This is a genomic window from Acidobacteriota bacterium (assembly GCA_020349885.1).
Classification (GTDB): domain Bacteria; phylum Acidobacteriota.
This window is the reverse complement of the sequence record CP070701.1, coordinates 907,804-929,449: the sequence shown is the minus strand read 5'-3', so window position 1 is coordinate 929,449 and position 21,646 is coordinate 907,804. Positions and strand designations below refer to the sequence as shown.

Sequence of the window (21,646 nt, the reverse complement as noted above, 5' to 3'; positions counted from 1 at the left end):
TCTATGTTGGGATCAGGAGGGAAGCCCGCACCTTCCCCCTTATCCCCGGCTGGTGTAAAATAAGAATTTAAGCCGTCCGGGCCGACAAATATGAAAAGCGCCGAAATTCGTAAGATTTTCAAGGACTTTTTCATCGAGCACGACCACGAGGCCGTCGCCTCGTCCTCGCTCGTGCCCTACGGCGACGAGACCCTTCTCTTCACGAACGCCGGCATGAACCAGTTCAAGAACGTCTTCCTCGGCCGGGAGAGCCGCGCCCGCACGCGCGCCGTCACGGCGCAGAAGTGCATGCGCGTGAGCGGCAAGCACAACGACCTCGAAAACGTGGGCCGCACCGCGCGCCACCACACCTTTTTCGAGATGCTCGGAAACTTCTCCTTCGGCGATTACTTCAAGAAGGAGGCCATCGCCTACAGCTGGGAATTCCTGATGAAGCGCATGGGCGTCGACGCGAAGCGCCTCTGGGTGACGGTCTACGAGGAGGACGACGACGCGCACGATTTGTGGAAAAAAATGAACGTGCTTCCTGGCGAGCGCATCCGAAAGCTGGGCAAGGAGGAGAATTTCTGGGCCATGGGAGAGACCGGCCCCTGCGGCCCGTGCTCGGAGATCCACTACGACTGGGGCGAGGAGCACGGCTGCAAAAAACCGTCATGCAGCGCGGGATGCGAGTGCGGGCGCTTCGTCGAGCTCTGGAACCTCGTTTTCATGCAGTACAACCGCACGGAGAAGGGCGGGACGGAGCCTTTGGGAAAGCCCTCCGTGGACACGGGGATGGGCATCGAGCGCATCGCGGCCGCGACGCAGGACGTTTTTTCCAACTACGAGACCGACCTCTTCCAGCCCCTCATCCGGGCGGTCGAGGACATTTCGAAGCGCGGCTACGGGGATTCCGCCGACGCGACGGTTTCCATGAACGTCATCGCCGACCACGCGCGGGCGCTCACGTTTCTCATCTCGGACGGCGTCACCCCCTCGAACGAGGGGCGCGGCTACGTGCTCCGCAAAATCATGCGCCGCGCCATGAAGCACGGGCGCTACGTGGGTCTTGAAGAGCCTTTCCTGTACCGGCTCGTGGAGACGGTGGCCGGGGCGATGGCGGACGAATATCCCGAGCTGCGACGGACGCGCCCCTACGTCGAGGAGGTGTGCGAGAGCGAGGAGAAGAAATTCGCCGATACGCTCGCGGTCGGCATGAATCTTCTGGAGAACCTTTTCGAAGATATGCGCGCGAAGGGCGAGAAGGTGATTCCCGGAGAGGATGCGTTCCGCCTCTACGACACCTACGGGTTTCCGCTCGACCTCACCGGGGACGTCGCCAGGGACCGCGGCTTCGAGGTGGACGGGGCGGGATTCGAGGCATGCCTCGCCAAGCAGCGCGAGGCGGCGCGGCGCTCGTGGCGGGCCGCGGCCCCCACCCAGGTCGAGGGCGTCTACCGGGACCTCGCCCGGGAAAAACCTATTCCGTTTCTCGGCTACGAGGCCCTCGAAGTGGAGCGCACCGAGGTTCTCGCCATTCTCCGGGACGGCAAGCGTGTGGAGTGCTTAGTGCAAGGACAGGAAGGTGAAGTTGTCCTGAATGAAACGCCGTTCTACGCCGAGGCCGGCGGCCAGGTGGGCGACGCGGGCGTGCTTTCGATAAACGGGACTCTCGTGGAGGTGCATGATACGCAGAAGCCCGTCGAGGGGCTCGTCGTGCACAAGGCGCGCGTTCAGTCGGGCCGGCTGCGCACGGGAGACTTCGTGCGCGCCCGGGTGGACGCCGCTCGGCGCCTCGACACCATGGCTAACCACACGGCGACGCACCTTCTCCACGCGGCGCTGCGCGAGATACTGGGCGAGCACGTCAAGCAGAGCGGCTCCCTCGTCGCGCCCGACCGGCTGCGCTTCGATTTCTCCCACTTCAAGCAGGTTCCGCCCGACGTGCTGCACGCCATCGAGGACCGCGTCAACGGCGAAATCCGCGCCGACAAGACGCTCGTAGTGGAGGAGATGACGCTCGACGAGGCGCTGGCGCGGGGGGCGATGGCGCTCTTCGGGGAGAATTACGGCGAGCGCGTGCGCGTCCTCACGGTACCCGGCTTCAGCGTCGAGCTCTGCGGCGGCACGCACACGCGCACCACCGGCGAGATCGGCCTTTTCAAGTTCACCGAGGAGCGCGGCGTCGCCTCGGGCGTGCGGCGCGTCGAGGCGCTCACGGGGCGCGGCGCCCTGGCCCGAATCCAAAGGGATTGGGAAATTCTATCCCGGGCCACCGAACGCCTGAACGCCCCCCGCGAGGACATCCTGGATCGGCTGGAGGCGCTGCGCAAGCACGTGGAGGCGTACGAGAAGGAGATCGAGCGGCTGAAAATCGCGGCCGCCTCCGCCGATTCCGGGGGAGAAAGCTGGGAAAAATTCGTGCGCCGTGTGTCCGACGTCCGGGTTCTCGCGAGGGAGGTGCAGGGGCTCGACCCGGCGGGGCTGCGCGGCCTCTCGGACCGCTTCATGGAAAAGCTCGGCTCGGGCGTCGTTGTGCTCGGATGCCGCGACGGGGACAAGGCGGCGCTTCTTGTTTCCGTCAGCAAAGATTTAACGCCGCGCCTCCACGCCGGAAAAATCATCAAGGAGCTCGCACCCCTTATGGACGGCACGGGCGGCGGCAAGCCCACGCTCGGGCAGGCCGGGGGCAAATCGCCCGAGAAACTTGCCTCGGCGCTCGAGCGAAGCTATGCTGTGGTTGAGGAGCATATGAAGAAGTCGGCGTGATATGGGAAATTTCCACCGACCCCGACGCTGCACACGGGGCAAGCGTTTGACGCTTGTTTTCGCGGCGTTCCTCCTGCTCGCGGGGTGGGGCGCCTCCGCCCAGGACGAAATCCGACTCGCCCGCCTCACGGAGGGGCTCTCGCGCTCCTTCCTCTCGGGCCACTGGATCGACGGGGAAAGGCGCATCCGCTATCGCCACCAGGTGCAGAATTTTTCGCACTCGCGCAAGCTTGATCCCCGCCTCGTGGAGGCGGTCGTCGCCGTCGAGTCGAACTTCAACCCCCGCGCCGTCTCGCGCAAGGGGGCGGCGGGACTGATGCAGCTCATGCCGCAGACCGCGAAGCAATACGGCGTCGAGAACCGCTTTGACCCCATCGAGAACCTTGCGGCCGGCACACGCCATCTGCGCGCCCTCCTCGACCGCTACGAGGGCAACCTGGAGCTTGCGCTCGCCGCGTACAACGCCGGCGAGGACGCCGTCGAGCGCTACGGAGGCGTTCCGCCGTATCCGGAGACGCGGAATTTCGTCAAGAAAGTGCTCGCGCTCTACTACAAGGCGGCAAGGCCGCCCGACAGCCGCTTCTACCGCTACGAGGACGAGACGGGGCGCACGTGCATCTCCAACGCCGTCCCCGCGGGCGCGCGGAACGTTTCGCCGGTGGTCTTCACGCGGCGCACCAACTTTTAGGCCGCTTTGGTGCGACAGGGTTTCCATGCCGGAGCCTTCCGAAAATTTCGACGCGCTTTTTGAAGCCGGGCAGCGCCATGCCCGGGCCCGCCGCCACGCGGAAGCCCTGGAGCCGCTCGAGCAGGCGCTGCGCCTTCGTCCCCACAGCGAGAAGGCGTTGAACCTCCTAGGCCTTATGCACTTCCGCCTCGACCACTATCGGGAGGCCGAGGAAATCTACCGCGCGCTCGTGCAAAACAACCCGCAGGTGCATACGCTTCATCTCAACCTGGGGCTCGTCTACATCAAGATGAACCGCCTGAACGAGGCCGAGGCCCACCTCACGAAAGCGCTCACACTCGAGCCGCGCCACACCAAGGCGAGCATGTACCTGGGCCTGGTCTACGAGCGGCGGGGGGAGCTGGGGCGCGCACTCGAGTGCTACGAAAAGAGCGGCGCGGACAAGCAGGCGAACCGCATTCGCAGGGCGTTCGCCGAGCGCGCCGAGGCCCCCGGCCCGAGCGGCGCGGACACGCTCAAGGTGCGTGTGCCCCGGGAGGAGGACATTCTCGGCGTCGAGCAGCCGCCCCCCGCGGCCCAGCGCGAGTCGCGACCCCCGACCGTAAAGTTGCAAATTCGCGTGTTTGATGCCGAGAGCGCCTCGCACCCGCGAGGCTTCGCCCTTTTCGACCGGGGGCGCGCGCTTCGCGTGTCGGTCGAAAAGCATTTCTACGCTTCGGCGGGAAACGCCGCCGGGGTGGCCGGGTGGCTTCGGGCGTCGCATGCGGCGTTTTCTGCGCGCCTTATCCGTCTGGAAGGGAGCGGACAAATTCTCTTCACCGCTCCGCCGGAGCGCTCCGGGTACCTTCTGGCCGGAGGCTTCGACGCGTTCCACGTCCTGCAGGACGCGCTTTGGGGAATGAGCGGCGGCCTCGAGGGCGCCGAGCGCTCGTTCGGGGAGCGCTCGTTTCTCGTCGTCAGCGGAGAGGGCGTCATCGCCGTGGCGTCCCGCGCCCGGCCGGCGGTGCAGAACCTCGAAGTGCTTCCATTCCAAACGCCCGTTTCAAGAGTGCTCGGCTGGGCGTGCGCGAAGCCGCCCGAGATTGCCTCGCGCCATCCCCTGCTTCCGCACAAGGACCCCGTGCTGCGCTTCGTCGCGGCGGGGCTGGTGCTCCTCTGGGAGCCTTGACGGGAGATATCCGCGGAATGAGATTGCCCCGGTTCAATTTTGAGGGGGCGGGGCTTTCCCAGCCCAAATAGGGCGCGTCCCGACTAGCCGAGGATGCTCGACACAAGTCGGCAGACACCGCGCCCCTACCGGGTTGCCCCACAACACCATGACGGCGAAGTTTTTCCGAAATGACTTATCCACCGCTTGAGCCGTATACCTATTCGGCGCCGCATCACACGGGCGCGGCGCCGGAGGTGTTTTCTCCTCCGCACGAGACGCCGCCGCAGCCCCCGCCGAGGCCCATGGTTTTTTGGAACGTCCTTTTGTTCGTCCTGACGGGATTCACCACGCTCGCTGCCGGCTGGTACAACGCCTTTCGTTTCCTGTTTCAGGAGGAAATGGCCGAGACGTTCAAGCCGGAAACGCTCCCGGTCGCCTTGCTTTCCTACTTTATCGCCATATCTCCTTACCTTCTGCGCGGCCTGCTGAGTCCCATTGTGTGGCTCAACGGCGTGCTTTTCTCGTTTTCGATTCTTCTTATCCTCGGCTGCCACGAGCTGGGGCATTACCTCACCTGCCGCCGCTACGGCGTGGACGCGACGCTTCCTTACTTTCTTCCCTTCCCGAGCATCGTGGGCACCATGGGCGCTTTCATCCGCATCCGCTCGCCGATCCCCACGCGGAAGATTCTTTTCGACATCGGCGTCGCGGGGCCCATCGCGGGCTTCGTGGTCGCCGTGCCGATTGCTTTCCTCGGGCTGGCGCAGAGCACGGTCATCCGCACCGCCGACACGGGGAGCATCATGGTGTTCGGGGAGCCGCTCGTGATGGCGTGGATGCGGTCGGTCCTGTTTGGCCCGCTTCCCGCAGACTCCGTGCTTTTCATTCACCCCATGGCCTTCGCCGGATGGTTCGGGTTTCTCGCAACGGCCTTCAACCTGCTGCCCGTGGGGCAGCTCGACGGCGGCCACATGCTCTACGCATGCATGGGAAACGCCTACCGTTGGGTGGGGCGGGCGGTGTTCGTCGTGGCGCTCGTGCTCTCCCTTTGGTGGCCGGGGTGGCTCCTGTGGTGCGTCATCTTCGCCCTGATGGGATTCCGCCATCCGCGCGTCCAGTATTCCGAGGAGCCGCTCGACGGGCGGCGCCTCCTGGTTGCGTGCTTCGGCCTTGCCATGCTGGTTCTGACGTTCATACCCGTGCCCGTGTGGTTTGTGGAATGAGGAAAACGGAAAGCGGGCCATTCACCGTAGGCCGTGACCACGTCGTCCCGCAGGAGGACGGCACGCTCCTCGTGTTCTCGAAGGAACCCAAAGACGAGACGTGGCGGCTGCGGAAATTCCGAAAGACGCGCGTCGTCGTCCGCGGCGAGGCGTTCTATATCGCGCAGATCCGGGACGGTGGCGGCGCCTGTGATCTGGTCTATGTGCTTGCGCCCTGGCCGAAGGACACCTCCGACCTGGCAGGTGCCACGGTGCACTACGACGAAGACTACATCTGCGCGCTGGGCGAGACCCATGAGCGCGCTCGTGAACGCAGACGCATTGGGCAGGGGATGCTTTTGCTGGCGCCCCTTTTGGGATTTGCGCAGGAGCGGACGAAACGAAGATGGGAAAAGGAGCTGGAAGTGCCCGCGCGTGTTCTGACGCTTTACTCTTGCTATTTGGAAGGCGGGGTCGGCTTTACAGTAATGGTGCTTGCAACGATTTGGATTCTGAGCGGCCATCCCGCTTTCCTGTTTCCGCTATTATGGCAACTTTCGGGAGGTTTCTTGGTAACCCTCGACGCCATCGCACGCTACCTATATGTGGGACCCCTCGGTCCGCGCTACTACGGCTTCCTGGAATACGTTTTTAAGCGGGAGCCGCTCTCCGTTTCCGTCCCCGAGCAGCCCATGAAAACCCCTTCCCCCGACTCGGACGAGCCTTCCGGGGCAAAGGAAGAGCCGCCGGAAGAAAACCCTACAGCCCCTTCTTGATCAGCTCGACGAACGCCTCTTTCGGCGCGGCGCCCATGACGCGGTCCACCTCCTTGCCGTCTTTAAAAAGAATCACGGTCGGGATGGCCTGGACGCCCAAATCCGCAGGAACTTTCTGGTTCTCCTCGGTGCTCAGCTTCCCGACTTTGATCTTTCCCTGGTATTCCTCGGCGAGCGCTTCGATGGTCGGGGCGACCATCTTGCACGGGCCGCACCATGTGGCCCAAAAATCCACCAGGACGGGCTTGTCGGCCTTGAGGACTTTCTCCTCGAAATTATCGTCGGTAAATTTTACCGTATGCTCGGGCATGCAAAACCTCCTGTTTTTGCGTGAAACGCAAGCATAGCACATTCGCCGCGGGGATACCAGACTCGGAAAGTCCGCGGTTTCCGGCAGCTCCCGCCCCGCGCCCTACGCTTCGTGCTCCGCGAGCCGCCGCGCGCCCCAGAGAAGCGGCGCGACGAAAAGGCCGAGGCTCAGGACGATGAAGAGCGCGTAGTGCGCCCACGCGGCGGCGCTGTATTCCCACCCGTAGGAGGAGCGGATGAAGTGGAAGTACACGGGGCGCGCCGCGAGCGCCATCGAGAGCGCCACGTACGCGAGGCTCGCCGTGATGTAGAGGAGCGCACCGCCGGATACGGCGACGCGCGCGGCGCTCTCGGCGTCGAACTGCGGCGCCGCGGCGCCCATGCCGATGCCGAGGCCCGTGAGCGCGAGCGTGATGAAAAAGAGCATGCCGACGGAGAGCACCGCCATGTAACGGTCCACTTCGAGAATCCAATTGGAAAGCGTCACGATGACGAGCGAGAGGCCGAAAAGCGGCACGAAGGCGGTGAGGCATTTGTTCCACAAGACGCGCCCCAGCCGCAGTGGCGCCGCGTAGAGGAGCCACACGGCGCGGCCTTCTATGCTTACCGCCGGGTAGACGAAGCGCGCCGCCACGGCGGCGAGGACGAAGCCCGCCATGCCGACGTTGGCAAACGAGAGCGCGTCCCGGAGTATGGGATTGGGAAACGGAAGGTTGGCCAGGTTGTAGAGGTAGATCACCACGAGCGCCGCAAGGAGCGCGAGCTGTGACCACTGCGCCGAGTCGCGGAAAAACGAGACCGAGTCCTTCCACAGAAGCGCCGCCGTGTGGGGGTGAAAGCCCTTCAGCATGCGCCGGAGCGTCCGCGCGCCCGGCGTGCGCTTGACGCGGTGCGTGATGTGCTCCGTGAGGTTCGCCGTCTCCCACGCGCGGAAGTAGAGGCGCGACGCGACGAGCGTCAGGACACCCCACGCCGCCGCCGCGAGCGCCGCGAGCCACAAGAGGGGCAGGAGGCTCTCCCCCGCCGTGCCTTCGAGAAAGGACATGCTCGCGCGCGCCGCCCACGTCGAGGGCAGGTAGGGCACCGCGGGAAGCGCCACGCGCTGCAGTAGCTCCCGAATCTCGTCCGTGTCCTCGGTCGCGAAAATTTCCTCCGGGCGCATGAAGCGGATCGCAAGCGCCACCGCGATGCCCGCCGCGAGCCCCAGCACTCCCAGCAGGCGCGAGGTCTTCTCCGCCGGGAGCACGCGCATGAGGAAGAGCGTCCCGAGCGCGCCCAGGGCGGAGGGCGCGACGGCGAACAGGAGCAGAACGAGCGGAAGCGCCAGGTAATACTCCGGCCCGCCGTGAAACACCTTGCCCAGCGCGAGCAGGATGGGCAGGGGGAACACCACCGCGACGTAGGACGCGCTCAGAGCCGTCTCCCAGAATTTTTCCTGGAAAATTTTTACCCGCCCGAGCGGAAGGGCGTGAAGGAGCACGAGGTCGTTCGCCAGGTACTGCGACGAGAGCGAGGCGGTGAGGTTGCTGAAGAGAAGCATCGAGAAGACGAAGAGGTAGACCATGGCGAGCAGGCGCTCGGCGAACCCGAGGACGAAGAACGGCGAGAAATCGGGAAACGAGAGGAGATATTCAAAAACGCGCACGGAGGCCAGGTAGAGCGCCGCCATGAAGGCGAGGCCGAAGAACCCGATGGCGCCCGCCTTCAGCGCCGTCGTCCACCGCAACGGCCACACCGCGTTCCGGAAAATCGCAAAGCGCAGGAGAAGGAGGGAAGTCATGCCGAAAGACGCCTTCCTCTAAACTACGGTGCCGCTACCCTGCCCCAAGTTCCCTTGGCTGTGGCGCGCTCGATGCGGAGCGGGAAGAAATTTCCCGCGCCGTCCGGCGGAGCCGAGAGCGAAACCTCGATGTAGTTTCCAGTAAGAGCCGCGGGAGCGCCGCTCCGGCTTTCGAGGAGCGCGGCCCGCTGAATCTTTCCCTCCTGCGCGCGGCGGAAGCGCAGGTTGAGGCGGCGCGAAAGGTTCCTCAGCTGCGCGCCCCGCTCCGAGGCGGCGCGCCCGGGCACTTTCTCCCGAAAGCGCAGCGCCGCCGTCCCCGGACGCGGCGAATAGCGGAAGACGTGCAGGTACGTCAGGTTGCTCCGCTCGACGAAGCGGAGCGTCGCGTCGAAATCTTTTGAGGTCTCGCCGGGGAAGCCCACCAAGACGTCGGCGCCGATTCCGGCGTCGGGCAGATTCTTTCCGACGCGCTCGAGGACGCGCGCGTACTGCGAGACCTGGTAGGGGCGCCCCATGCGGCGGAGCACCGCGTCCGAGCCGCTCTGGAGCGGCACGTGGAAATGCGGCGCGATGCGCTCCTCGCCCGCGGCCAGGCGGACGAGCTCGTCGGTCACCTCCAGCGGCTCGATGGAGCTCAGGCGCAGGCGCCGGATTCTTTCGATCTTCAGAAGCCGCTCGACGAGCCGCGCGAGGTTCACGCCCTCGCCGTTCAGGTCGAGCCCGTAGCGGCCGAGGTGGATGCCCGTCAGCACGATCTCGGGGTGTCCGGCCTCGGCGAAGCGGCGCGCCTGCTCCTCGATGCGCCCGGGCGGGAGGCTCCGGCTCGCGCCGCGCACCGCGGGGATGATGCAGAACGTGCAGCGCGCGTCGCAGCCGTCCTGCACCTTCAGGAACGCGCGCGACTTGTCGAAGAATCTCTCCAACGGGGCGTAGTCCAGCTCGCGCGCCTTGAGGATGTCGCCGTCGTAGACGTGCTCGACCGGTTCCTGCCGCGCGTGCCTTTCGACGATCTCGGCGATGCGCGCCTTGTCGGCGTTCGAGACGAGGAAGTCGATTTGAGGAATTTTTTCGCGCAGCGTCGTGTTGCGCGTCGCGTAGCAGCCCGTGAGGACCAGGATCGCCGTCGGGTTGCCGCGCTTGACGCGGTGGGCGAACCGGCGCGCGTCCGAGTCGGCGCGGCGGGTGACGGTGCACGTGTTCGCGACGACGACCGCCGCGTCGCGAAACGTCCGTGCGGGCCGCCAGCCGCGCTCGCGCAGATCATGCTCGACGAGCGCCGAGTCGAACTGGTTCAGGCGGCAGCCGAACGTGCGGACGTAAAAGGTGCGGTGTCGCATGTCCCTTTACGCCCTTACTTCCGCCGCCGCCGTTTTCGGTACGTTCCGCTCCTGCCGCCGATTTTTTCGAGCAGCGCGATTTCCTCCACGGCCATGCCCTTGTCGAGCCCCTTGGCCATGTCGTAGAGCGTGAGCGCCGCCACCGCGGCCCCGACGAGCGCCTCCATCTCGAATCCCGTCCTGGCCTTGCCCTCGATGACGCTCTCGATGACGATGCGGGAGCGGTTGAAGCGAAACGTGATGTCGGCGAAGGAAAACGCGATCGGGTGGCAGAGGGGAATCAGACTCGCTGTGCGCTTGGCGGCCATCAGGCCGGCGAGTTTGGCGGCGGCCAGGGCGTCACCCTTGGCGAGGGTGTTTTCTCGAACGGCCCGGAGCACCTTCGCGGGGGCGCGCAGCGTCGCCTGCGCCACGGCCCTGCGTTTCGCGGCGGGTTTCCCGCCGACGTCCACCATGCGGGCCTTCCCGCGGGCGTCGGCGTGGGGAAGCTTCATGACTTGGGCTGGAATTGCTCAGGAAGGTGCTTAAGGACCAGCTGGTAGTAAAGCACCTCCTGTTCCGCCACCATGGTCTCCCGGTCGAACCCCCGCAAGTAGCGGCGCCCGGCCTCGCCCATGCTGCGCCGCAGAGCGTCGTCCTGGAGGAGCAGCACCACGGCGTCGCCGATTTTTGGAATCCTTCGGGGCGGCACGAGGATGCCGGTGACGTTGTCGTGCACCACCTCGTCCGCGCCGGAGATGTCCGTGCCCACGACTGGCACGCCCGCCGCCATGGCCTGCGGGTACACCTGCGGCAGGCCCTCCCAGAGCGAGGTGAGCAGCAGCACGTCAATGGATTTCATAATCTCCGGCACGTCCTCCCGCCAGCCCGTGAGCTTCACGACGTCTTCCAGCCTCATTTCCCGAATCCTTTCCTCAAACCTTAGACGCATCTCCCCGTCGCCCACGAAGAGGAAGCGCGCATCGGGTATCTGGCGGTGCACGTAGCGGGCGACGCGCAAGAAGTCGAGGGGCGCCTTTTGGGGCTTGAGGCAGCTCACCATGGCCACTACCTTGGCGCCGTTTTGGATGCCGAGCTCGGCGAGCTTCTTTTCGCGGTCCACCTTGGCGTTCGCGAAGCGCTGGATGTCCACGCCGCTCCGGATGTTGACCGCGTCGTGTTCGCCAAGGATTCCTTTGCTCTTCCCCTCGTCGATGTTCGCGCGCGAGACCGCAATGAATTTGGTCGTGATCCACGCCGTGATTCTTTCCAAAAAGACGTACAGCATGTTCCGCCAGGCGGGGAGGTACTCGCTGAAGGCGAAGCCGTGGATGGTGTGGATGATGACCGGGACGCCGGCGGCGTAGGCGGCCCAGCGGCCGACGATGCCCGCCTTGGAGCTGTGCGTGTGGACGATGTGTGGGCGGAGCTTTTTCAGGATGCGTCGGATCTTCCAAAACGCCCGCCAGTCGCGCAGCAAGGAGATGGGGCGCCGCATCTCGGGCATGAAATAGCAGCGAGTGTTTTGAAGCGCTTTGGCGCGGGGCGCCATGTAGCCGCCCACGCCGGCGATGAGCGTCACCTCGAAATGCTCGCGATCCAGGTGCTCGACCGTGTAGAGCGTGTTCATCTGGGCGCCGCCGAACTCGAGCTTCGTGATGATGTGCACCACCCGAATCGTTTCGGGAAGCGACATCTCAATCCTTTCCTGGTCAGGCTTGGAATAAACTTCCGGTTCCGTCATAAATTGTTATTTCGCGAGGCGCTCCGCGGCCGCACGCCCGGCGTTCAGCGAGTCCTCCATGCTCAGGTAATCCCACTGCCCGTAGCGCCCGAGCGAGGCCACGCCGTGCTTGTCGAAAAAAGCGCGCAGGCGCTCGACCGCCTCCCGGCGCGCGCCGTCGAAGAGCACGTACGCGGGCTCGATGCGCCGCGCGTCCACCATGGCGATGTCGCCTTCCCGCTTCACCGCGCCCCACCGCTTTAGCCCTTCGACCACGCGCCGGTAAAGGTCCCGAACGCGAGGGCGCTCGCCGGAACGGTACGACACCTCGACGTACGCGGTCGAGTGTCCCCGGGGGGCGAGCGCGGGGGCGAAGTTCGAGGGAAAGCCTACCCGATAAAACACGAATTCCTTTTCAGGAAAATACACCCAATGGCTCTCGCAGCGCTTCTTTCCGCGCAACCCGAGATTAAAGTTGAGCACGTTGACGAACCGCAATTTTCCCCCGAGCCGCTGAAGCGCCTGGGGCACGCCGCACGCCCTGCCCACGAGCCGCGGCAGGGGCATGGTGCTCACCAAGCAATTATACGTGGCTGTATCACCGTTTGCAAACCGCACCTTCCTCCGTCGAAGGTCGATCGCGCGCACGCAGGCGCCCAGGCGCAGCCCGTCGACCCGGCGGGCCAGCGCCGTGCTGAAGGCGCCGACGCCGCCCTCCCGGGGGTAGAGAAACGTCGGGTTGTAGCCGAACTGCTTTTTACCGATCCCGAGCGCCCCGCGCACCACGTCCTCGAGCGACGGCCGCGGAACGCTCCACGAAACCCAGTCGGCCGTGAGCGCGTCGAGGTCCGTGCGCCAGAGCTTTTCGTTGTAGGGAATCATGAAGTGCCGCGCGATGCCATCGCCGAAGGTTTCCCTCGCCCATGCCTTGAACGATTTCTTCTTGGGTGCCTCGGGGCTTCGCTTCGCCTGCCGGGCCCCGACGAACGAGAGAAGGCACTCCCGCACGACCTCGGGCGGAAGCCCGTGCAGGTTGGCCTGAAACGGGTACGGCGTGAGCGCGCCGTGCGAGAAGACGCTCGAGCGCCGCTCCACATGGACCCAGTTGCCGCGCAGAAGGCGTTTGACCAGCGCGCGGTTCTCCGGGCGCCGCATGTGAAGAAGGTGGCCCGTCAGATCGAACGTGAACTTCCCGCACCGGACGGAGCGGGCGAGCCCGCCGGGCGCGGACTCACGTTCGCAGACGACGCACTCCCTGCGGCCCCGAAGAAAGTAGGCCGTGGCGAGACCCGTCAGGCCTCCGCCCAGCACCAGAACGTCCGCGTGGAAGCGACTCACGGGCCTCCCAAAAGGACGCCACAGCAGGTGGCTTCAGGCACTAAAGACATACGTGGTTATTATACAGCGTCTTCCGCGGGGAGCGCAGAGGCTCCTCCCACGCCTTGACACCCTCTCGAGGACGCGCCTAACATAGTTGGGTATGGAAATCGCGCTTCGGCTCGAAGACGTGCACAAGGCGCTCGGGCGAGGGTTCCTGCCCCGCAAGCGCCCGGTGCTCAAGGGGGTGTCCTTCGACGTTCATGAAGGGGAAATTTTCGGATTCCTGGGGCCGAACGGCTCCGGAAAAACCACGACGATAAAGACCGCCCTGAACCTCCTTCGCCTCGACCGGGGGCGCATCGAGCTGTTCGGCGTGCCGCACACGAGACCGTCCGCGCGGCGCCGGATCGGATTCCTTCCGGAGAACCCGTACTTCTACGATTACCTAACGGGGCTGGAATTTTTGAAATTCTACGGCGCGCTCGCGGGCCTTTCCGCCCCGGAGCGCCGCGCGCGGAGCGGCGAGCTGCTGGAGCGCATCGGCCTCGCGGACGCCGCGTCCCTCGCGCTGCGCAAGTATTCGCGCGGCATGCTCCAGCGCGTCGGCCTCGCGCAGGCGCTCATCGCCGACCCCGACCTGCTCCTCCTGGACGAGCCGCTCGCGGGCCTCGACCCTTTCGGGCGAAAGGACGTGCGCGACCTCCTCGTGGAGCTCCGGGACCGCGGCAAGACCGTCTTCTTCAGCAGCCACATCTTGGCCGACGCCGAGATGCTCTGCGACCGCGTGGGGATCTTGCGCGACGGCCGCGTGGAGTGCGTCGCCATGCGAGACCTGGCGCAGCAGGTTCCGGAGCAACGGTACGAGATCGTCTGCCGCGGCATCAAGCGCGAAGCGCTCAAGGATTTCACCGTGGCGCTCGAGAAGGACGGGGCGCACATGGTGCACGCCCGCGACGCGAAGGAGAAAGACAAACTGCTCGCGCTCGTGGCCCTAAACGGCGGAACCGTGGAAAGCGTCGTTCCCCAGAAGCCTTCGCTCGAAGCACTCCTCGTTAAGCTGTTTGAGCGTCCGGCCCGGGAGGACGCCGGGGCGCCAGCCCTCCGAAGCGAGGCCTCCGCGGAGGATGGAGACGGGCCGGCGACATGAAGATCTACGCTATCGCCCTGAACACGTTTCGCGAGGCGGTCCGCCACCGGATCCTCTATCTTTTGTTTCTGTTTGCGGCGGGACTCATCGCCTCGGCGCGCGTCCTGGGGGAACTCACGGTCGGCGACAAGCTGAAAATCATGGCCGACGTCGGTCTTTCCGGAATCTCGCTCTCGGCCGCCATGATCGGGCTTTTTCTGGGCATCGGGCTGGTTTCACGCGAGATGGAGCGCCGCACGATCCATGTCGTCCTCGCCAAGCCCATCGCCCGTGCCTATTTCCTTTTCGGAAAAGCGCTCGGCCTCGCCGTGACCATCCTGGTCGTCGTGGTTTTCCTGGGATTGGAGCTTCTCGCGGTGCTCTACGCCTTCTCGGGCGAGTGGAAGTGGATTCTCATGGAAAGCGCCTTCCTAGCGTTCTTCGAGGCACTCGTGATACTCGCGTTTTCAGTCGTGTTCTCCACCTTCACCACGCCCATCCTCGCCGCGTTCTACACGCTCGCCTTCTACATCATCGGGCACCTCTCGTGGACGTTCCGGATGCTCGCCAACCGTGCCGTGGACGAGGGCTTGCAATCGTTCTGGTACGCGGTTTATCTCGTGCTTCCGAACCTGGAGCGCTTCAACGTCCGTGCGGAGCTCGTGCACGGCGTCCCGGTGGATATTCGGTACGGGGTGGTGCTTCCGGCCCTCTACGGCGTCCTGTACGCGCTCTTTCTGCTCCTTGCGGCGAGCGTCATCTTCGAGCGGAAGGACATGACATGAACCGTGCGGAAGGTGCAAAGCGCCGCGTTGGATGCCCCGCACCTTCTGCACTTTCCGAACGAATTCGGAACTCATCGCACATGGCACCGGAAAGCCCGATAAAGATTGTCTCATGATCTGGCGCGCGGCGGGCATCGTGTGTTTCCTGGCGCTGGCGCTCGGCCTCACGCACCACATTGAGCGCGAGGGCGTCGGCCCCCGCGCGGAGGTGCACTTCCTCTACCTTCCCTCGAGCGAGTATTTGGAAATCACCTCTCTCGGACACACGATGCTTCTCGCCGACGTTCTCTACCTCTGGTCGATTCAGTACTACGGCGACTACACGGGGCGGTGGATGAAGCGGTTCGACTACCTATGGCACATCTACGACGTCATCACCGACCTTGACTCGACGTTCACCGACGCTTACTACATGGGGTCGCTCGTAATGAGCCTCGACGCCGAGGACCGCGACATGGCGGTCCGGCTTCTGGAAAAGGGCATCGCGCACAACCCGAAGGAATGGATGTTTCTGTTTGAGGCAGCGTTCCTGCGCTACGAGGAGGCGCGCTACGAGGAGGCCGCGTACTATTTCGGGCGTGCCATGGCCGTTCAGGGCTCGAGTCCCGCCGTGAAGCGCCTCCACGCGTCCATGCTCGCCAAGGCCGGCCGCTACGAGGAGGCGGTCCGGGTGTGGGAGCAGGTTTGCCTCGAAAGCGACGACCGCTGGATCCGGAACATCGCCGGACGCCACATTTTCGAGATCCGCGTCAAGATAGATAAGCTTCGCCTGGAGAAGGCGCGGGAGGAATACCGGGCGCTACGGGGCAGACGGCCGCACAGCCTGGCGGCACTCGTACGGGCGGGCTTTCTCCCCTCGCTGCTGCTCGACCCTTACGGCGAGCCCTACCTCTACGATCCGCGGACGGGAGACGTATCTTGCTCATCCCAGTATCGCTTCATGACCCCTCCACCGCCGTGCTCGCCGCTGCCGTAGCGTTCGCGTTCGGGGCGGTCTGGGGAAGTTTCGTCAACGTCTGCATCCACCGCATTCCCCATGGCCTCTCCCTGGTTCGCCCTCCCTCCCGCTGTCCGTACTGCCTGGCGCGCATCGCCCCCTACGACAACGTGCCCGTGCTGTCGTATCTCTGGCTGCGCGGACGATGCCGCCGCTGCCGCATGCGCATCTCGCCCCTGTACCCCTTCGTGGAGGCCGCCATGGGGGCGGCCGTCGCGGCGCTCTACCTGCGGCACGGCCTGGGGTGGTCGTTTTTCTACGGCGCGGCTTTCGTGGGCCTCCTGCTCGCGCTGGCCTTCATCGACTGGCGGCACTTCCTCCTGCCAGACAGCGTAACGCTTTCGGGCGCCGCGTTCGGCCTCGCCGGCGCCGCGTGGGCGGAGAACCACTCCTTTCTCCAAGCGCTTCTGGGCGCCGCCCTCGGCGCGGGGCTCACGCTCGTCATGTACGGCGCCTACTATCTTCTGCGCCGGCGCGAGGGGCTGGGCCTCGGGGACGTGAAGATGATGCTCCTGGTGGGGGCATTCCTCGGCCCGAAGGGAGCGCTCTGGACGCTCTTTTTCGCCTCGGCCGCGGGACTCCTCTACGCCGCATGGCTCGCCGTCCGCCGTCGCGCCACGTGGCGGACGGCGCTCCCGTACGGAACGTTCCTTTCCCTCGGCGCGCTCGTTCAGTTTTTCGCGGGCGGACGGATCGAGGCGTGGTACTGGAGCAAGAGTCTCGAGCTGATTAAGTATTTGTTCTGAGCGGGCCGTGCCCGGCGCGGCTTCTTTCCGAGATTACTCCATCGTCGGATCGGCCACCTCGCTCACGCCGCCGTCGAGTAGCTTCAGGTTCGTACGTGCGCGCTCGTAGTTCTCCCGGATCGACATCGCCAGCTTGAACTGCTCGCGCGCGAGGTCCCGGAGGCCCTTCTTCACGTAGATCAGCCCCAGGTTGTTGTACATCTTCTCGTTGTAGGGAAAAAGCTCCTTGGCCCTCTTGAGGGTCGCGATGGCGCCGTCCATGTCCCCTTCCCTCAAATACACGAACGCCAGGTCCAGGTGGGCGTCCGGGCAGTGCATATCCTGCGCGGCCGCGAGGAATTCCTCCTTGGCCCTCTTCAGGTCGCCCCGGTTCAGGTAGTAGCGTCCGATTCCGACCCGCGCGAGGCCCTTGGTCGGTTTGATGCTGTAGGCTTTCCGAAAGAGCGCGACCGCCTCGTCCCAGCGCTTCTGCTTCTCGTACACCTGCCCCAGAAGGTAGAGTGCCTGGTAGTTGCCGGGGTCGAGCTGCACGATCTCTTCGAGATCCTTCTGCGCGAGGGGGTGATCCTTGTTCGCGATCATGTTCTCGAGAATTTTGAGGCGCTCCAGGATCTCGATGGCGTCCTTCGGGTCCCGGAGCTCGCCGCCCTCGCCGCCGCCCTCGCCGAAGACGTAGCCGAGACTTTTGAGAACCTCCATTTCCTCGCTGCTCATCTCGCGGCGCGAGAACTCGGGCTCGCCGCCCTCGGGAAGGTATTTCTCTCTCTCCTCCCTGTAGCGCCTGACCAGCCGCGCCTGCTTCTCCGGCTCCTCGCTCCACCGGTTGCGCGTCTCCCCGGGGTCGCGCGCCAGGTCGTAGTACTCCGGCACGGGCGCCTCGATGTACTTCTCGGTCCCGAGCGCAAGCCCCGCCAGGGGCGCCCAGTGGTAGCTCTCGTAGGGAAAGACCGATTCGAGCAGGGCGGCCCGGTCACGCAGGGGCTCGCGCCCCTCCATCGCCGCGAGAACCGACTCCCCCTGCATCTTGCCCGAAGGGGTAATGTCGAAGTACTCGAGGAGCGTGGGCGCGACGTCCGTCAGGCTCATCGACTGCGCGAAGCGCTTTCCCGAAGGCAGGACGCCCGGCTGCGAGAAGATGAGCGGTACCAGCATCGTGGCGTTATAGATGAAGAAGGCGTGGCTTCCCTCTTTGTGCTCGCCGAGGCTCTCGCCGTGGTCGCCGACGGCGACCACGAGCGTGTCCCGGAGAATCCGCCAGCGCTCAAGGCGCGCGAGCATCTCCCCGATGACGCTATCCATGTAGGCAATCTGCCCGTCGTAGGGATCCCTCGAAAATTTTTTCTCGAACTGGGCCGGGGCGCGGTAGGGGCGGTGGGGGTCGAAAAAGTGAATCCAGAGAAAGAACCTCTCCTTGCGCACGTCCTTGAGCCAAAGGAAAGCCTCGTCCAGGGTCTTCTGCGCCGAGCGGCTCCGGATCTCCAGGGAGTTGATCTTCGGGTAGCCGTTCAGGAGGTTGTCGCCGAACGCCTCGAAGCCCTGCGCCATGCCGTAGCGCGAATGGAGCACGAAGGCCGAGATGAACGCGCCGGTCCGCCACCCGTTCTCGCGAAAGATCTCCGCGAGCGTGCGGTACCCCTTGAGAAGCTCGTAGCTGCCGTTGTTGTGGACGCCGTGAAAGACGGGGTAAAGGCCCGTGAGCAGCGTGGCGTGGGAGGGAAGCGTGATGGGCGTGGGGGCGTAGGCCGCGTCGAAGGTGACCCCCTGCTCCGCGAGGCGGTCCAGGGCGGGCGTCTCCCCCCTCTCGTAGCCGTAGCACCCCAAGCGGTCGGCGCGCGTGGTGTCGAGCGTGACGAGGATAAGGTTCCGCCTCTCCGGGGACCGGCTTTCAGCCGAGGCGTCGGCCGGTGAGCCGGCGGGCGAGCGCCACGGCCGCCACACCGCGACCGCCACCGCCACCGCCACCGCCAGAACTACCACGGCCACCGCGAGGAAAACGATAAATCGGCGGGATTTCAAGCTCACTATCCTTCTATCGTCCTATCGTTCTATGTTCTACGCCCTTTTCATTGTAGCAGAATTTGAGGCAGCAAGGAGCTAGCAGTTGGTAGATGGCGGATGGCACTATACCCCATATTCTTTTCCCTTTCCCCTTGACAATGCCGGAATTCGTGCTATAAAGGAAATCCTGGAAGCGCGGTGCCTAAGCATGGTAAGTGCTAGCCCTCCCGCCGCGCTTCCTTCTTTTTTAATCCCCGGCGCGAAGGGGCCGATTGCTGGCGGGCGGTAAAGCCCGGCTTTCGTTTTTAATGTATAATAGTTTCTCGACTCATACCTGATCATACCTAACGGGAAAGCACTGAGCCCATGGCGGAAAACGCGAGGAACGTCGTCATCATCGGCTCCGGCCCGGCCGGACTGACCGCCGCCGTGTACACCTCACGCGCCAGCCTGGAGCCGGTCGTGGTCCACGGGAACGAGCCCGGCGGCCAGCTCATGATAACTACCGACGTGGAGAATTTTCCCGGCTTTCCGGAGGGAATTCTCGGCCCCGAGCTCATGAACCTCATGACGAGGCAGGCCGAGCGCTTCGGCACGGAATTCCTGACGGACCGCGTCGAGGCCGTGGAGCTCGGCGCGCAGCCCTTCGAGGTCGCCACGGACGGCGGCCGGGCGCTCCGCGCGAAGACGCTCATCGTCGCCTCCGGCGCCTCCACCAGGTGGCTCGGGCTCGAGTCGGAGGCGAAGTACCGGGGCCGGGGCGTCTCGAGCTGCGCAACGTGCGACGGGGCCTTCTTCAAGGGCCGGGAATTAATCGTCGTGGGCGGGGGCGACTCGGCGCTGGAGGAGGCGCTTTTTCTCACCCGGTTCGCGTCCAAGGTCACGGTCGTGCACCGGCGAGACCGGCTGAGGGCGAGTAAAATTATGCAGGACCGCGCCTTCAAGAACGACAAGATCGACTTCGTCTGGGATTCCGAAGTGCGGGAAATCCTGGGGGACGGAAAGCGGGTGACCGGCGTCCGCCTGAGTAACAAGAAAACGAAGGAGACGACGGAAGTCTCCTGCGGGGGGGTGTTCGTCGCCGTCGGCCACGCGCCGAACACCGACATCTTCAAGGGGCAGCTCGAGATGGACGCCAAAGGCTACCTCGTCACGAGGCCCGACTCGACCGCGACGAACGTCGAGGGCGTCTACGCCTGCGGGGACGTCCAGGACCACGTGTTCCGGCAGGCCGTCACCGCGGCCGGCACGGGCTGCATGGCCGCCATAGAGGCCGAGCGATACCTCGAAGCGAAAGAGGCGCAGCAGGGCGCATGACCTGGTACGACGTCTCGCCGCTCCTTCACCCGGGCGTCAAGATTCTCCCCAAGAGCACGGACAAGGGGATCGAACTCGAGTTCGTCGGCGAGATCTCGATGGAGAACCCCTCGAAAATTTTCTTCCCCTACGTGGAAAAGGTTCACCGGGAAGCGCTCGAGCATGGTGCCTCCGAGGTGTGCCTCAACCTCACCAAGCTCTCCTACCTCAATTCCTCGGGCATCCTCATGTTCATGAAGTGGGTCAAGCTGATTCAGGGCGCCCCGCCCGACCTGCACTACATGCTGCACATCGTCTACAGCAAGGCCATCGCCTGGCAGCGCGTGGGGATGCGGACGCTGCGCAAGATGGCCCCGAGCGTGGTAGACCTGACGGAGATGGAGTAAACCGGGCCGCAAGGCCGCACCGCTCCCTCGAGGGAAAGGGAAGAAAGGGGGAGTAAGCCCAAAAAAAGGGGACCTCCCCTCCCCTGGGGAGGCCCCTAAGCGGCGGGTTGCAAAGAAGGTTAAGCCCTACGGGCAGTTCACTTCAGGCGGCCAACCGGCGTCTCTCCGCTCCACGTAGCCTGCGGCCGAATCCCATGAACGTCCGGCGCTCGACTCGCCCGCCGCGTTCGCCGCCGTCACCACGATCCACACATCCGGCGCTCCCATATCGTAATTCAGTCGCACCGTCCCGGGTTCTGCCCCAGCCCCGATCGGTACCAGGCACCCGCTCTGTCCGGGCGTCCCGTAGAACGTCCCTATCGGGTTCTCATACACCACGTAGGCGGTTGCTCCGCTGCCGCTCTCATCTTCCACGTCCACCTGCGTTCCCGCTGCATTCGCTATCTTCAGATATGGTGGTGCATCCGACGGCTCATCCGGCGGCGCCGCGCCGCACCCACACACCGCCTCAGAGGGCGACGTTCCGAAGCAGTTGTTGCCGTCCTCAACCGTCACCGTGTAGGTCTCCGTCGTATCGCACGGCACCTGGATAGTCTGCGTCGTCGCCCCGTCGCCGGGCCCGCCAGGAGGCGTCGTGCTCCACGAATAGCTCACGTAGCCCGCGCCGGCATCCAGCGTCGAATCCAGCGGAGCCGCGCAGGTCTCCGTGATAACAGGCGTCGGCAGCGGATTCACCGTCACCACGATCGAGTTGCTCGTCACCGTGTTGCCGCAGCCCGGATCGGTGTCCGTCACGTCGCAGAAGTAGGTATCGGCCACACCCACCGTGACCGTCTGCGTCGTCTCGCCGCCCGGACTCCACAGGTACGTGAACGGTCCGAGGCCGTCGTCCGGCGTGGCCACCAGGTCCACAGAGCCGCCCTCGCAGAACGTTGTCGGCCCGAGCGCCGTTGCCGTCGCGCTCGTGATGCAGGGACACGTGCAGTTCGTGACATCCTCTGCAGGCGACGTCCCGAAGCAGTTGTTGCCGTCCTCCACCGTCACGGTGTAGCTGCCCGTCGAATTGCACGGCACCTGGACAGTCTGCGTCGTCGCTCCATCGCCGGGCTCGCCCGGAGGCACCGAGGTCCACGAGTAGCTCGCGTAGCCCGCGCCGGCATCCAGCGTCGAGTTCGGAACTCCGCAGGTTTCCAAGATGACGGGCGTCGGCAGCGGATTCACCGTCACCGTCGTGCCCGGAACGGTCGTGTCTGAGCACGCAGGCACCGCGCTGTCAGTT

19 protein-coding genes are annotated in these 21,646 nt (G+C 65.0%); 11 read left to right on the top strand and 8 right to left on the bottom strand.

The features are described from left to right. Nucleotides 1–90: 90 nt before the first annotated feature. The 5 genes from alaS (at nucleotide 91) to JSV08_03940 (ending at nucleotide 6,564) form a co-directional block, all read left to right on the top strand. On the top strand, nucleotides 91–2,748 hold the full coding sequence (alaS, locus tag JSV08_03960) for an alanine--tRNA ligase (GenBank protein ID UCF81577.1): 2,658 nt from the start codon (nucleotides 91–93) through the stop codon (nucleotides 2,746–2,748). A 1-nt stretch (nucleotide 2,749) separates the two neighbouring features. Beyond that, nucleotides 2,750–3,436, top strand: a complete 687-nt coding sequence (locus JSV08_03955; protein ID UCF81576.1) for a lytic transglycosylase domain-containing protein — start codon at nucleotides 2,750–2,752, stop codon at nucleotides 3,434–3,436. Between the two features lie 25 nt (nucleotides 3,437–3,461). Continuing rightward, nucleotides 3,462–4,604, top strand: a complete 1,143-nt coding sequence (locus JSV08_03950; GenBank protein UCF81575.1) for a tetratricopeptide repeat protein — start codon at nucleotides 3,462–3,464, stop codon at nucleotides 4,602–4,604. Nucleotides 4,605–4,774: 170 nt separating this feature from the next. Continuing rightward, the gene (locus JSV08_03945; GenBank protein ID UCF81574.1) at nucleotides 4,775–5,809 is read left to right on the top strand and encodes a site-2 protease family protein; all 1,035 of its coding nucleotides are present in this window, start codon (nucleotides 4,775–4,777) and stop codon (nucleotides 5,807–5,809) included. After that, nucleotides 5,806–6,564, top strand: a complete 759-nt coding sequence (locus JSV08_03940; GenBank protein UCF81573.1) for a hypothetical protein — start codon at nucleotides 5,806–5,808, stop codon at nucleotides 6,562–6,564. The genes JSV08_03945 and JSV08_03940 overlap by 4 nt, the downstream gene beginning before the upstream one ends. On the opposite strand, the gene trxA is transcribed toward JSV08_03940, so the two are convergent. The 6 genes from trxA to JSV08_03910 form a co-directional block, all read right to left on the bottom strand. Further along, nucleotides 6,548–6,874 (bottom strand): thioredoxin, encoded by a 327-nt coding sequence (gene trxA / locus JSV08_03935; protein UCF81572.1) that lies wholly within the window; start codon nucleotides 6,872–6,874, stop codon nucleotides 6,548–6,550. The two genes, JSV08_03940 and trxA, sit on opposite strands and share 17 nt — an antisense overlap. 102 nt (nucleotides 6,875–6,976) lie before the next feature. Next, a complete protein-coding gene (locus JSV08_03930) occupies nucleotides 6,977–8,653 on the bottom strand; it encodes a hypothetical protein (protein UCF81571.1) in 1,677 nt (558 codons plus the stop codon). 23 nt (nucleotides 8,654–8,676) lie between these two features. After that, complete coding sequence (mtaB, locus tag JSV08_03925; protein UCF81570.1) at nucleotides 8,677–9,990, bottom strand: tRNA (N(6)-L-threonylcarbamoyladenosine(37)-C(2))-methylthiotransferase MtaB; 1,314 nt, start codon at nucleotides 9,988–9,990, stop codon at nucleotides 8,677–8,679. A gap of 14 nt (nucleotides 9,991–10,004) precedes the next feature. Further along, a complete protein-coding gene (gene moaC / locus JSV08_03920) occupies nucleotides 10,005–10,484 on the bottom strand; it encodes a cyclic pyranopterin monophosphate synthase MoaC (GenBank protein UCF81569.1) in 480 nt (159 codons plus the stop codon). Continuing rightward, the gene (locus tag JSV08_03915) at nucleotides 10,481–11,713 is read right to left on the bottom strand and encodes a glycosyltransferase family 4 protein (GenBank protein UCF81568.1); all 1,233 of its coding nucleotides are present in this window, start codon (nucleotides 11,711–11,713) and stop codon (nucleotides 10,481–10,483) included. Before JSV08_03915 ends, moaC begins: the two co-directional genes overlap by 4 nt. Before the next feature lie 6 nt (nucleotides 11,714–11,719). Beyond that, nucleotides 11,720–13,030 carry an FAD-dependent oxidoreductase gene (locus JSV08_03910; GenBank protein ID UCF81567.1) on the bottom strand — a complete coding sequence of 437 codons (1,311 nt, stop codon included), beginning with the start codon at nucleotides 13,028–13,030 and terminating at the stop codon, nucleotides 11,720–11,722. Between the two features lie 142 nt (nucleotides 13,031–13,172). On the opposite strand from JSV08_03910, the gene JSV08_03905 reads away from it, so the two are divergent. The 4 genes from JSV08_03905 to JSV08_03890 all read left to right on the top strand — a co-directional run bounded on the left by JSV08_03905 (nucleotide 13,173) and on the right by JSV08_03890 (nucleotide 16,666). Next, entirely contained in the window at nucleotides 13,173–14,159 is a 987-nt protein-coding gene (locus JSV08_03905) for an ABC transporter ATP-binding protein (GenBank protein UCF81566.1), read from the top strand. Further along, nucleotides 14,156–14,923 (top strand): ABC transporter permease subunit, encoded by a 768-nt coding sequence (locus JSV08_03900; GenBank protein UCF81565.1) that lies wholly within the window; start codon nucleotides 14,156–14,158, stop codon nucleotides 14,921–14,923. Before JSV08_03905 ends, JSV08_03900 begins: the two co-directional genes overlap by 4 nt. A 112-nt stretch (nucleotides 14,924–15,035) precedes the next feature. Next, the gene (locus JSV08_03895; protein ID UCF81564.1) at nucleotides 15,036–15,899 is read left to right on the top strand and encodes a hypothetical protein; all 864 of its coding nucleotides are present in this window, start codon (nucleotides 15,036–15,038) and stop codon (nucleotides 15,897–15,899) included. Beyond that, on the top strand, nucleotides 15,881–16,666 hold the full coding sequence (locus tag JSV08_03890; protein UCF81563.1) for a prepilin peptidase: 786 nt from the start codon (nucleotides 15,881–15,883) through the stop codon (nucleotides 16,664–16,666). The genes JSV08_03895 and JSV08_03890 overlap by 19 nt, the downstream gene beginning before the upstream one ends. 33 nt (nucleotides 16,667–16,699) lie before the next feature. Here the strand turns inward: JSV08_03890 and JSV08_03885 are convergent, their stop codons facing one another. After that, the gene (locus JSV08_03885) at nucleotides 16,700–18,682 is read right to left on the bottom strand and encodes a tetratricopeptide repeat protein (protein UCF81562.1); all 1,983 of its coding nucleotides are present in this window, start codon (nucleotides 18,680–18,682) and stop codon (nucleotides 16,700–16,702) included. 348 nt (nucleotides 18,683–19,030) lie between these two features. Here JSV08_03885 and trxB point away from each other — a divergent pair, with 348 nt between their 5' ends. Both trxB and JSV08_03875 read left to right on the top strand, forming a co-directional pair. Beyond that, nucleotides 19,031–19,981 carry a thioredoxin-disulfide reductase gene (gene trxB / locus JSV08_03880; GenBank protein UCF81561.1) on the top strand — a complete coding sequence of 317 codons (951 nt, stop codon included), beginning with the start codon at nucleotides 19,031–19,033 and terminating at the stop codon, nucleotides 19,979–19,981. Next, complete coding sequence (locus tag JSV08_03875; protein UCF81560.1) at nucleotides 19,978–20,367, top strand: hypothetical protein; 390 nt, start codon at nucleotides 19,978–19,980, stop codon at nucleotides 20,365–20,367. The genes trxB and JSV08_03875 overlap by 4 nt, the downstream gene beginning before the upstream one ends. A 126-nt stretch (nucleotides 20,368–20,493) precedes the next feature. Here JSV08_03875 and JSV08_03870 read toward each other — a convergent pair. Further along, on the bottom strand, nucleotides 20,494–21,646 hold a 1,153-nt coding region (locus JSV08_03870; GenBank protein UCF81559.1), incomplete at its 5' end, for a hypothetical protein.